The organism is Comamonas sp. JUb58 (assembly GCF_004364775.1).
Taxonomy (GTDB): domain Bacteria; phylum Pseudomonadota; class Gammaproteobacteria; order Burkholderiales; family Burkholderiaceae_C; genus Comamonas.
On sequence record NZ_SOAL01000021.1, the window covers coordinates 12510 to 24352 of the forward strand.

General features: G+C 64.7%; 13 protein-coding genes. 5 read left to right on the forward strand and 8 right to left on the reverse strand.

Annotated features, from left to right (window positions below):
* Window positions 1–7: 7 nt before the first annotated feature.
* Together EDF71_RS20105 and EDF71_RS20110 are read right to left on the reverse strand one after the other, a co-directional pair.
* Window positions 8–952: a pyridoxamine 5'-phosphate oxidase family protein gene (locus tag EDF71_RS20105; RefSeq protein ID WP_133858325.1), complete on the reverse strand. Its 945-nt coding sequence runs from the start codon at window positions 950–952 to the stop codon at window positions 8–10.
* Between the two features lie 49 nt (window positions 953–1001).
* Window positions 1002–1373 (reverse strand): DsrE family protein, encoded by a 372-nt coding sequence (locus EDF71_RS20110; protein WP_116924303.1) that lies wholly within the window; start codon window positions 1371–1373, stop codon window positions 1002–1004.
* A gap of 301 nt (window positions 1374–1674) precedes the next feature.
* Between EDF71_RS20110 and EDF71_RS20115 the strand changes: the two genes are divergently transcribed.
* On the forward strand, window positions 1675–2595 hold the full coding sequence (locus EDF71_RS20115; protein ID WP_133858326.1) for a LysR family transcriptional regulator: 921 nt from the start codon (window positions 1675–1677) through the stop codon (window positions 2593–2595).
* Window positions 2596–2618: 23 nt separating this feature from the next.
* Here EDF71_RS20115 and EDF71_RS20120 read toward each other — a convergent pair whose 3' ends face one another.
* A complete protein-coding gene (locus tag EDF71_RS20120; protein WP_133858327.1) occupies window positions 2619–3533 on the reverse strand; it encodes a LysR family transcriptional regulator in 915 nt (304 codons plus the stop codon).
* Between the two features lie 136 nt (window positions 3534–3669).
* On the opposite strand from EDF71_RS20120, the gene EDF71_RS20125 reads away from it, so the two are divergent.
* On the forward strand, window positions 3670–4425 hold the full coding sequence (locus EDF71_RS20125; RefSeq protein ID WP_133858328.1) for an SDR family oxidoreductase: 756 nt from the start codon (window positions 3670–3672) through the stop codon (window positions 4423–4425).
* Window positions 4426–4594: 169 nt separating this feature from the next.
* Entirely contained in the window at window positions 4595–4882 is a 288-nt protein-coding gene (locus EDF71_RS20130; protein ID WP_133858329.1) for a hypothetical protein, read from the forward strand.
* 55 nt (window positions 4883–4937) lie between these two features.
* Here the strand turns inward: EDF71_RS20130 and EDF71_RS20135 are convergent, their stop codons facing one another.
* From EDF71_RS20135 to EDF71_RS20145, 3 genes are read right to left on the reverse strand one after another with little or no spacing between them, the layout of a single operon-like run.
* Window positions 4938–5330 carry a hypothetical protein gene (locus tag EDF71_RS20135; RefSeq protein ID WP_133858330.1) on the reverse strand — a complete coding sequence of 131 codons (393 nt, stop codon included), beginning with the start codon at window positions 5328–5330 and terminating at the stop codon, window positions 4938–4940.
* Entirely contained in the window at window positions 5327–6586 is a 1260-nt protein-coding gene (locus EDF71_RS20140) for an MFS transporter (RefSeq protein ID WP_133858331.1), read from the reverse strand. Before EDF71_RS20140 ends, EDF71_RS20135 begins: the two co-directional genes overlap by 4 nt.
* On the reverse strand, window positions 6573–8579 hold the full coding sequence (locus EDF71_RS20145) for a TonB-dependent receptor (RefSeq protein WP_133858332.1): 2007 nt from the start codon (window positions 8577–8579) through the stop codon (window positions 6573–6575). Before EDF71_RS20145 ends, EDF71_RS20140 begins: the two co-directional genes overlap by 14 nt.
* A gap of 126 nt (window positions 8580–8705) precedes the next feature.
* Here EDF71_RS20145 and EDF71_RS20150 point away from each other — a divergent pair, with 126 nt between their 5' ends.
* Both EDF71_RS20150 and EDF71_RS20155 read left to right on the forward strand, forming a co-directional pair.
* Window positions 8706–9698 carry an AraC family transcriptional regulator gene (locus EDF71_RS20150; protein WP_133858333.1) on the forward strand — a complete coding sequence of 331 codons (993 nt, stop codon included), beginning with the start codon at window positions 8706–8708 and terminating at the stop codon, window positions 9696–9698.
* On the forward strand, window positions 9691–10614 hold the full coding sequence (locus EDF71_RS20155) for an AraC family transcriptional regulator (protein ID WP_166656596.1): 924 nt from the start codon (window positions 9691–9693) through the stop codon (window positions 10612–10614). The genes EDF71_RS20150 and EDF71_RS20155 overlap by 8 nt, the downstream gene beginning before the upstream one ends.
* A gap of 23 nt (window positions 10615–10637) precedes the next feature.
* Here EDF71_RS20155 and EDF71_RS20160 read toward each other — a convergent pair whose 3' ends face one another.
* Together EDF71_RS20160 and EDF71_RS20165 are read right to left on the reverse strand one after the other, a co-directional pair.
* A complete protein-coding gene (locus tag EDF71_RS20160) occupies window positions 10638–11057 on the reverse strand; it encodes a DoxX family protein (RefSeq protein ID WP_279586300.1) in 420 nt (139 codons plus the stop codon).
* Window positions 11054–11698 (reverse strand): nitroreductase family protein, encoded by a 645-nt coding sequence (locus EDF71_RS20165; protein WP_133858335.1) that lies wholly within the window; start codon window positions 11696–11698, stop codon window positions 11054–11056. Before EDF71_RS20165 ends, EDF71_RS20160 begins: the two co-directional genes overlap by 4 nt.
* Window positions 11699–11843: the final 145 nt, after the last annotated feature.

Genomic DNA, 11843 nt, shown 5'->3' on the forward strand with positions numbered 1-11843 from the left:
AACAGTCTCAAGGGTTGTAGGGCGAGGCTTCCAGCAGGCGCCAGCGCTGGGGCAGGTTCAGCGGCGTGCTGCGCCAGCTGTCCACCCGGAACTCGATCCAGCGCCCGGTTCCTCCTGTCTGGTCGATGTCGGCCTCGACACCAAAATGGGCGCGCGCATGGCCGGTCAGCTGCAACTGGCGCGCGCCTTCAAAGTCCGGAAAGACCAGGCCACAGCGCGACTCCAGCTCCAGATTGCCCAAGGTGTTGAACATGCTGTTGCCGTTGAAATCAGGGATGCGCAGCACCTGGCCCTGTTGTTGCACAAAGCCAGACCGGCCACCCCGGTGCGATACATCGGCGTCCTCGCTGGGGCCCAGGCTGGCGATGAACAAGGTGTCGGCGCCAGCAATCCAGGCGGATGTGGCCTCGTCCAGCAGCGTGCCCGAAGTGGCATCCGTGTCGGTGCTGTTGTCGGAGATGGGGTCTTCCTCCAGCGGCAACAGCTCGCGCTTCTGGATATAGCGGGGGCAGACCGGAAAGGCCTGGCCCACCGCCACCTCCAGCGCCTGCGCGGATGCCTGTGCTGTTACCTGGCTTACATGGCCATTGATACGCAGGCGCCTGCGGGTCTGCAGCTCGATCAACAGCACGGCAATGGATTGCCCGGGCTGCAGATCTGCTATCGGGGCCATGCGGGCCAGCACGCCCTGTGGATCGCTGCTGGTCACCTGCAGGCTGCGCAGGTCATCGCTGGCCTGCACAAAGCTGGGCTCGCCACCCAGCAGGCAAGCCCACATGGCGCCTGCCGCATCGACCGCGCCCACTATGCACCAGCGCTGCTGGCCCACAAAGTTGCGTGCGGCCGCCGGAATGCCGGGGCTGATGCTGCGGCTGTTGATGAGCGCGGTGCCGCGCTCGCCCGTGCGCTCCTGCACCAGGCGTTCGCCAGGGTGAAAGATGGTTTCGTCCATATCGGTTCCTTCTCAGGTGCAGGCTCGCAGCGGGTGTCAGCGAGCTGGCTTAGAACGTGACCAGGGTGTGGCCAGCATCCAGGTGGCGCGACAGATCCAGCACGCCGGTGGTACCAGGGATGGTCTTGTCGCGCACCAGTTCGATGCCGGTAGGGGCCAGGCCTGCGCCAGCACCAAACACGTCGGCGCAGCCGCCGCAGGCAACGATGTGGTCCAGCACGGCTTCGTACAGCGCATGGCCGGGGTGTTCTGGCTTGACCAGCTCGGCAGGCCAGCGCACGCCCGTGCCTTGGAACACCAGGTCGAAGTCCCGGTTCTTTTCCTTGAGCTCATAGGCCAGGAACAGCGCGTTCACGACGCGGCCCAGCGCTTCTTGCGTGCCGGATTGGGGATCGGAAAAAACAACGATGACGGTTTTCATAAATAGTCCTTTATGGATCGTCTGCAGAACCCTCGCCCAGTGGTATGGACGCTGATCGGGATGAGCCGCAAGGCGTCTTTTGCAGTCAATAGCGAGCTATTGACAAGAAAGACAACGCAGCGGATCGCCCGAGCCCGCGTTCAGACCAAAGCAGGGAGTTCTTGCAGAGGATCCTTATGGCGGCGTTGTGAAAGAAAACGAAGGTTGCCGCCACGGAAGTAAATTTATCTATTTACTCAAACGTGATAAATGCTAGAGAATTGATTTGATTCTTCCACTTTTTGCAGTAATCACTCCCACCATGGACCGCCTCCACGCCATTGATGTCTTTCTTGCCATTGCCGATTTGGGCAGCCTGACCCGCGCGGCCGAGGCGCTGGAGCTTTCCCTGCCCAGCGTGGTGCGCACCCTGGCTGCGCTGGAGAAGCACCTGGGCGTGCGCCTGTTCAACCGCAACACCCGGCGCCTGGCCATCACCGACGAGGGCCGGGCCTACCGCGTGCATGCGCTGGCCATTCGCGCCGCGGTTGCCGATTCGGAGCAGGCGATGAGCCGGGCGCAGGCCGAGCCCTCGGGCAGCATCAGCCTGACGGCCTCGGTCAAATTTGGAGAGCTGCATGTAGCCCCGCTGGTGGCCAGCTACCTGCAGCGCTATCCGCAGGTGGAGGTACAGCTCCTGCTGCTGGACCGCGTGGTCAATCTGGTCGAAGAAGGCCTGGACCTGGCCGTGCGCATTGCGCCGCTGCCCGATTCAAGCCTGGTGGCGCGCCATGTTGTGAACATCCACCAGGTAATTGCAGCCAGCCCCGCCCTGGTCGCCGCCTGCGGTATGCCCCAGCAGCCGCAAGACCTGGCCGCCCTGCCCTGCATAGAGTTCGGCGGTGTGGGCGATGCCAACCTCTGGGAGTTTGTTAGCAAGGGCCGGCTGGAGCGGGTCAAGGTGCAGGGCCGCATGCGCTGCAACACCGTCGGCGGCAATATCGCCGGTTGCATCGCTGGCCAAGGCTTTGGCCGCTTTTTGCACTACCAGGTGCTCGATGCGATTGCGCGCGGCGAGCTGGTCCGCATCCTGCCGGGCCTGGAGCCTGCGCCGCGCCCGCTGTCCCTGGTCTATCCCAGCAAGCAGCATGGGACGGCGCGGGTGTCGACCTTGGTCGAGCATTTGTCCGAGCATCTGCGTGCGCGGCTGGGGGAGTTTGCGCTGCCTACAGAACAACGCTGATGGGCTTGGCTGCAGCAGCGCCGCTAGCTCGCCGTTGCGGTATTGGCCAGCTCGCCTTTGAAGCGCCCGGCCAAATGCTCGATAAACGCCCGCACCACCGGCGGCAAGCCCCGCCTGGTGGTGAACACGATATGCACAATGCCGGTCTCCGTGCGCCATTGCGGAAACACATGGACGAGGCTGCCAAGCTCCAGCTCCTTGCTGCAAAAGTGCTCGGGCAAGAGCGCAATGCCCAGGCCAGCCAGGGCCGCTGAGCGCAGCGCCCCAAAATCGGCGCAGGTCATGCGGGGCGTGTGGCTGATGGCACTGGGCTGGCCATCGCCATCCCAGAACTCCCAAGTGATGGTGCCGGTCTGCTCGGTGCTGGCCAAAGTGGGCAGCTCGCCCAGCAGCTGCAGATCACCCTTTTTGCACTGCTTGGCCAGGCTGGGCGCAGCCACCAGAATGCGGCTTGAATGGCCCAGGGTGCGCATCACCAGGGCGGCATCGGTCGTCAAGCTGGTGCGCACGCGGATGGCCACATCAATGCGCTCATCGATCAGATTGACCGGCCGATCGGCGGCCACCATCTGCAGCTGCGCCTTGGGGTAGGTCTGCAAAAAATCGGTCAAGGTGGGCGAGAGGATTTCCATCAGCCCCAAGGGGCAGCTGCAACGTACGACGCCATGGGGCTCGCCGAGCGCATCGGACACCACGGCATCGGCCTGCTGCACATCGAGCACGATGGTGCGGCAGCGCTCGTAAAAGGCCTGGCCGACCTCGGTCACCCGAAAGCGCCGGGTGGAGCGCTCGATCAAGCGCACACCCAGCCGCGACTCCAGCGCCGCAATGCGCCGGCTCAAGGTGGACTTGGGCATGCCCAGCGCACGGCCCGCTGCAGCAAAGCCACTGTGCAACACCACCTCGGCAAACAGTGCGTAGTCGTTGATATCGCGCATGGGCTTCGCTCCCGGTTTTTGTCTCAATATTGGAACAATGATATCCATTTTGACCGTCTACTCAAAACTTTGTTCCACCTGCATCATTACATCACTGCGACGAATGGTTCGGCGCACAACCCAAGGAGTAGGAAAAATGGAACGCAAGTTTGACAACAAGGTCGTCGTAGTCACCGGTGGTACCAGCGGTATTGGCCTGGCCACCGCCAAGAAATTTGCCAGCGAAGGCGCCTATGTGTTTGTCACCGGCCGCCGCCAGGAAGAGCTGGACAAGGCCGTCAAGGCGATTGGCCCCCGCGCTACCGGTGTGCGTGCCGACATGTCCAAGCTGGCCGACATCGACCGCCTCTACGACGCCGTGCAACAAAGCCACCCACAAATCGATGTGCTCTACGCCAATGCCGGCGGCGGCTCGATGCTGCCCCTGGGCGCCATCACCGAGGAGCATTTCGACGCCACCTTTGGCACCAATGTGAAGGGCCTCGTGTTTACCGTGCAAAAGGCCTTGCCGCTGCTGCGCGATGGCGCCTCCGTCGTGCTGACCGGCTCGGTCGTTGGGTCCTCCGGCACCGCCGCCTTCAGTATCTACAGCGCCTCCAAGGCCGCCGTGCGCAATCTTGCCCGCAGCTGGACGCTGGACCTGAAGGAGCGCGGCATCCGCGTCAATGTCGTCAGCCCCGGTCCCATCCGCACCCCTGGCCTGGTCGAACTGGCCGGCAACGATGCCGCGCAGCAGCAAGGCCTGCTGGACTATATGGCCAGCCAGGTGCCGATCGGTCGCGTCGGTGAAGTCGATGAGATTGCAGACGCGGTGCTCTTTCTGTCTTCACCACAGGCAAAGTTCATCGCCGGTACCGAGCTGTTTGTCGATGGGGGCTTGGCCCAGGTCTGAGCGGCTTAAGACCCAGAGCAACAGCGGATCACCAACACGATCCGCTGCTGCATCCCACCGTAAGGGGTCAGGCGATCGGTCGGCTTGGCATCGCCTGGTTAAGCAGCGAGAATGCGCCGGTTACATGCCGCTCCAAGTGGTGCCCCACCAACCCACCGACACAAGCCCCATGAACCAACGCACTTACCGCGCCATCGGCTACACAGCATTGGTTGCCGCACTCAACCGCTGGCAGCAACGCCCCATCGCCGAGCTGGTGGCGTGGGTGGATTTGCCGGCCGAATCGTCTCTGGTCACGGTGGACGGCGAGGAAGTATTGGTGGATATAGCTGTGCGTTGGCTGGATGCCAAGCGCAGCGCCTTGCTGATCCAAGGCTTTGCCCATGGCAGCAGCCATTTGCACATCGAGCGGGTCAAGGAGCAGCTCGTTCTGCCGCTGCGACGCGCGGAGCCATGACCATGCCCCGGCATGGCCGGGACGAGCCTGGTTACCGCGGTGCCGCTGGATGGGCCTAGTGCTGCGCTGCATAGGCAGCCATTTGCGCGGTGAGCCAGTCCATCGCCTCAGCCTCCTCCACAAACAACTCGGCGTTGATGCCCAGCAGCTTGCCAGCGGGGAATTGCTTGAGCGTTTCGTACTCGGAGGCGGGCACCACGGTGGCCATTGCCATCACCGCGCCTTTCAGGCGGGGCACGGTGTTCTGCAGCCAGGCCTTGGCAAGCGGGGCGCTGCCTTCGGGGTGCTGCAGGGCGGCGGCGCTGCGGTAGATGCGCAGCAGCGCAAAGGGCTCCTTGCGCGCCAGCCAGAGGGCCCAGTTATCGAGCTGGCTGCTGTAGTGTTGCAGGTCCATCGCCTGGTCATAGACGCTGCGGACCAGGGGCCAGCGTTGAAGATCGCATGTCATAAAGAGTTTCCTGAAACCTGGGAAGTACGCACGTACCAGCGCGGCGCAAGCACCAAGCCCAGCAAGGCCAGCACGGCGCAGACCGCGAATGACCAGCCGTAGCCCAGGTGGTGGGTAAAGGCACCAGCGCTGAGGCCAAACACGATGGCGCAGAGCGCATCGGTGCACTGGAGCAAGGAGAAATCGGTGCCCGGCTGCTGGGGTGAGCACCAGTCCATCATGGCGGTGTAGAGCACGACAAAGCCCAGGGCCATCGTCGTGCAGAACAGCAGAAAGATGGCAGCCAGCACGGTGCTGGAGCGCAGGCCCGATGCCTCTATGGCCACATAGCCCAGCTGTATGGCGAGGTACAGGCCCAGGCAGACCTGCAACAAGGGCCGCCGGCCCAGGCGCTTGAGCAACCAGCCGCCCAGCACTGCACCCGCCACACCCGCCAGCGCAAGGCCCGCGCCCGACAGCAGACCCACCGAGCCCAGCGGCATGCCCCGGTCGAGCAGATAGGTCAGCATGATGGCGGTGAACCAGCGCGTGGAGGCCTGGCAGGCGATGACGGTGGCCATGCCCCAGCGCATGCCGGGACGGCGCCAGGCGGCTTTCAGGCTGGGCGCGGCATGGTTGGCTACGGCGATGACTCCGCCTTGCAAACCGCGCCGGCATGCCCAGAGCGTGGGCGCTGTACACAGCAGCAACAGCGCGCTGAGATAGAGCATGCCGCTGCGCCAGTCCGTCGCGTTGACGACGACTACCAGCATGCCGCCACCCAGGATGTAGCCGCTGTAGCTGCCGCCAATCTGCATGGTGTTGCCCCAGCGGCGCTGGTCGGCTGCGAGCATTTGCACGGCCATGCCATCGGTGGCGATGTCCTGCGTGACCGACAGCAGCATCAGCCCGAGCAGCACTACGATCACCGCGCCCCATTGCGACTGCAGCGTCAGCAGGCTCAGCGCCAGCACCCCGGCAAGCAAGGCACATTGCAAGGCACGCGCCCACTGCAGGCGCCGATGCGCGCTGCCTTGCGCCGCACGGTCCATCGCCGGCGCCCAGAGGAACTTGATGGCCGAGGGCAGAAACAGCAGGGACAGGAGACCAATGACATCCAGGCCCACGCCCTGGGCGCGCAGCAGCACGGGCATGGCCTCATGCACCAGGCCGCCCAGCAGGCCCTGGGTGGCGTACAGACCGCCCAGCAGCGACAGCATGCCGCCCGGGCCAACGCTGCTTGGCCTCAAGCGCCCGTAGGACTCAGAAGCGTACATTCAAGCGCGCTCCCAGGCTTCGGCCACGGCCCAGTTGGTAGGCCGTGCCCAGGCCCATCGATGCGGCATCAAAGGCATAGACCGCATAGGTCTTGTCCGTGGCATTGTCGACAAAGAAGTCGGCCGTCATCTGCGGGTTGATCTTCCAGCTCACGCCCAGATCCAGCAGCGCATAGCCGCGCTGCGCAATGCGGTTGTCCATGTCGAAATAGGTCTTGCCCACATAGCTGACGCCCATGCGCGGCGTGAGCTTGCCGCCCCCGGCCAGCGGGATGCCGTATTCCACGCTCAGGTTGGCGGTGGCCTTGGGGGCATAGGGGACGGTGTTGCCGCTCAGGTCGGTACCACTGCTGCCGCTCGGGTCGCGGTAGTTGTGCAGCTTGGAACTGTTGAGGGCCAGGCCCGTCTTCAGGTGCAGCTGGCTGCTGGCTTTCCAGTCCACATCGATGCTGGCGCCCCGTGTGCGGGCATCGCCCACGTTCTGCAGGTACTGGCCTTCAACCGGGCCGACCGACAGCTGGTAGTCCTTGATGCGCATCAGATAGGCGGCGGCGCGCAGCTCCAGCGTGTTGTTCAGCATCAGCGCCTTGAATCCCAGCTCAAAGTTGTCGGCCTTTTGCGGCTGGTAGGAGAAGGCGATGTTCTGCGGCGTCACGGCGCGGGTGAAGCCCCCGGCCTTGAAGCCCGTGCTGTAGAGGCCGTAGACCGAGACATCTTCCGTCAGGCGCAGGCTGGCACCGAGCTTGGGCGACGTCGATTGGAAGGACTTGTTGCGCTGCAGTGCCATGTCCTGCAGGCGAGTGTCCACCTTGGCCTGCTCGCGCTCGCTGCGCAGGCCGGCAGTCAGGTCCAGCCGGTCGGTCGCATGCCAGGTCGCATCGCCATAGAGCGCATAGGAGCGCAGGTTCTGCTGGGAGCTGAGTGCATAGGCTGGCACATTGCGCTGAAAGTCGATGTCCTGGTAGTAGGCGCCCACCACATAGTCCAGCGCACGGTCCTTGCCCGGCTTGGTGGCCAGGCGCAGCTCCTGGCTGAAGGTGGTCTGCAGCTCGGGGGGATAGCTGCCAAACACCGTGCGGTCAAAATCGCGGTCCTGGTAGCCGGTGAGCGCACTAAAGGTGTAGCCGCCCAGGTCATAGTTCAGATGCAGGCCGTAGCTGCTGGTGCTGAGCCGGTAGTACGAGGGCACGGGCAGCACCTCGCGCAAGCGCTTGCTGGGGTCGACGGCGAAATACTCCTCGTCGGTGGAGCGCTTGCTGTGCGCGGCCGTGAACATCACATCCAGCGGGCCGCCGGTAGGCGCATAGCGCAGCCGAAAACGGCCATTGAGGTCATCGCTGTTGCCGCGCCGCTCGCCCGTCTGCATCTCGTGCAGATCGCCCCGGGTGTTTTGCGAATCGATGGCCACATCGGCATAGAGCATGTCCTGCACGATAGGCGCATTGAGCAGCAGGCTGGCACCCTTGTCGCGGTTGCCGATGTTGCTGCTGAGGCTGCCGCGCAGCTGGTTGTCCGGCTTGCGCGTGACGATGTTGACCACGCCACCCACCGCGCCCCGGCCGTAGAGCGTGCCCTGCGGGCCATACAGAATCTCGACCTGTTCCAGATCCCCGGGCAGCAGCTGCGACAGCAGTGCATAGTCCTGCGGCAAGCCATCGACATACAGCTGCGCGGCCGGGTTGTAGAAGTCCGGCGAGGATTGGCCGCGGATGGTCAGGTTGGAGTAGGCCCGGTTGGAGCGCTGGCGGATGTTCACATCGGTGAACACGCGGTCCAGGTCGTCCACCTTGCGAAAGCCCCGGGGGGCCAGCTCCTCGGCAACCGCCACATCCGCAGCGCCTATCAGCTCCCTGCTGCTTTGGCCGCGCTTGGTGGCGCTCACGGTCACCACGGGCAAGGAGGCGCTGTCATCGGCAGAGGGATCGGTGGCAGGCTGGGCCACCGCTTGGGTGGCCAGAAACGGCAATAAAGCCCAGTAGGCTTGGCGCTGCATGGAGGAACTCGCTCATCAGTTGAAAGCCGTAACGATAGAAATACCGGGCGCTTTTGATGAGCACAATGCGGCGGAAATTAGCACCATCAGAAATATTAATGATATTTATTCTCGTTAAGATGCCGCATGCCCCGCAAAGCCCTGCTCCGCCAGACCATCCTGAACCATGCCGACTCGGCCGAGCCGCAGACGGGAGCGACTTGGAGCAGCCTGGAAGGACCGGTGCGCGTGGGCCGCGTCAGCCGCGTGACCGAGGCCGACTTGCGCCTGCCCTCGGAGGCCGCTGCGCCGCACTTCTCGCTGTTGCTGCTGCTGGAGGGACAAGGTCACTTCCACATGCCTGATGCGCAAGACAGCAAGCAGGGGCGCTACCTGGAGTTCCTGCCCGGCCACTGCTACCTCAGCTGCAGCTACCAGCCCTTTCGCTGTGAAGACTATGTGCCTGCCAACATCAGCTTCCGGGCGATTTTTCTGCACTTTCCGCTGGCCTTGCGCGGCGTGGTCGAAGGGGGTGCGCCGGCCAGCCATGCCGCCGCCCAGGTCCTGGCCCACCGCGAGGGCCATGCCTGGATTGCCCGCCTGGCGATGGCGCCCGCCATCCGCAGCTTTGCCAGCAGCCTGATGGCGCAAGGCCTGCCGCAGCAGCCCCTGGAGCTGCTGCAGGTGCAGTACCGCTCGCTGGAGATTCTGCATTCGGTCGTCAGCAGCCTGCTGCTCAAAGATGCGGCGGACATGGCGACGGCCACCACGGTCTCCACCGCTGCACCGCCGGCTGCATCCGCACATCCCCACCTCTCCAGCCGCGACCGCCGCCAATTGCTGGAGGCACGCCGCTTTATCGATACCCACCTAGCCGAGCCGCTGCGCCTGGCCGATGTGGCGGCCGCCTGCGGCCTCAGCGAATCGACCTTGAAAACCGGCTTCCGCGTGCACTTTGACAGCAGCGTCTACGACTATGTGATCCAGCAGCGCTGCCTGCAGGCGGTGCGCCTGCTGCGCGAGACCCCCCTGAGCGTGCTCGATGTCGCACTGCGCTGCGGCTTCTCCAGCGCCAGCTTGCTGGCCCGGCATTTTCGGGCGCATGTGGGGCGCACGCCCTTGCAGGTGCGCCATGGCTGAGGCGCTGCGCATGCCCGAGATGAGCGACCAGGCGCACTCTGGTTGGCAGCGCAGCCGCCTGCCCGAGGGTGCCGGCGCAGGCTTTGCCGACCGGCGCGTGCTGGAGTCCGGCCTGGCTTTGTCCTATATGCGCTATGCCCCCACGCGCCCGTTGCGCGAAAGCTCGGACATGGACTATGCCGAGCGCCACCTGACCTTGGCCATAGCGCTGCAAGGCCGTTGCCGCACGGTGGCCAGCGATGGCAGCCATATGGACTTTCTGGCTGGGCACAGCACCTGGGGACTGTTCCGCCAGGCGCGCGGCCAGCGGCAATTTTTGGCAGATGAGCCGGTGCAGCACATGCGGCTGATCGTCAGCGAAAGCTTGCTGCAACGCTATGGGCTGGAGCAGCTGCTGGCGACACCGGAGCAGCCCGCTTCGGCTGCTAGCGCCCATACCCGCAAAAGCAGCTATGTGTTGCAGCAACAGGCCGCTGCGCTGGTGCAGCTGCACCGCCGTGCTGCAGGCCCCTTGGAGCTGCACATTGCCGCGCTGCGTTTGCTTGCCGAGCAGGTCAGCTTGCTGCGCCCTGCCCCTGTGGCGGGCGCCAGCGCATGCAACGCGGCCCTGCAAGAGAAGGTACTCGCCGCCCGTGATCTGCTGCATCAGCAGTATGGCCAGACGCTCAGCGTGGCCTACCTGTGTGCGGCAGTGGGTACCAACGAATGCAGTCTCAAGCAGGGCTTCAAGTCGCTGCTGGGCACCAGCCCGCATCGCCTGTTGACAGCCGTCCGCATGCAAAAGGCGCGCGAACTCTTGCAGGCCGGGCAGCAGGTCGCCGCCGTGGCCTACCGTGTGGGTTACCAGCACCCCTCCAGCTTCAGCACCGCCTTCCAGCGCTACTACGGAGAAGCGCCCAAGGCCCTTCGGCCTTAGCGCATGGTTTGGGCGAGGTTGCCCTAGCGCCGCCCATGGCCGGCGATGGCCGCAGCCAGCAGGCCACCGATGACCGTGGCATGTTCCAGCGCAAAGAACAGCGCCTGGAGTGCCTGCGGCTCGGGCAGCGACCAGAACCGGTGCACGACTGCAATGGTGAGCAGCAGAAACACCGACAGCATCCCAGCTGCGATCCAGATCCAGCGGCCCAGCAGCAGCAAGACCGCGCCCAGCAGCAAGACCGCCGCCGTGGCCAGATTGAACAGCCAGTCGGGCTGCAGACCGGCCGCGCGCATTTCCGCCAGGCCGCCAGAGAAATCGATCAGCTTGGCCAGTCCGGACGACAGAAACACCACCGACAGCAGAAGGCGCGCCAACAGCCAGAGCCAGCGGCTTTCCAGCGCGGCATCGATGCCCTCGGCCAAAGCCCCGCGCCGCCTCATACCAGCTCCAGTACATCGGCCAGCGGCCGGCGCCGCTTTTGGCGTTCATCAGCGGTGGCCGCATGGCCGACGGCGACCAGCACGACAGGCACCTCCTCCGCGCCCAAGGCAAAGGCCTGCGATACCCCTTGCGGATCGAAGCCAGACATGGCACAGGACACCCAGCCCTGCCCCTGGGCAGCCAGCATCAGGGTCATGGCTGCCAGCGATGCCGAACGGATGGCCTCGTCGCGTTGCACAGCGGCATTGCCCTCATGCACCGCATGGGCCGCGTTGACCAAGGCGTCGGCGACGTCCAGCGCAATGATGCCGTCGTCCACCGATGGCTGCAGCACTTCTGCCAGCCTGCGGTGGGCCTGCAAGCTGCCGCAGATGATGAAGACCACCGCAGCGTCCTCCACCTTCTGTTGGCCATAGGCGACCGCACGCAGGCGCTGCTTGGCCGCAGGCGAGCGCGCCGCCACAAAACGCCAGTTCTGAAAATTGAAGGCCGTCGGCGCCTGGGTGGCCTGCTGCACCAGCTGCTCAATGTCGGCGTCGGCGAGCGCATGGCCTGGCGCGAACGCATGGATCGATACACGCGACGCAATCGCCTGTTGGATGGTGGTGGCCGCTGGGGCCAGGGCTTGGTGGATGGCCATAGGTAGTGCTCCGAAGATGGTTGGTTGAGCGCCCTGCCTACGCGGCTTGGCGCCCGATCAGCATCTTGTTCCCGCACCGCCCCTGCCGCCCTGCTCGTTTTTTGGCAAAACGGAGCCGTTCATAGGGCAATCGGAAGCCCGAGTC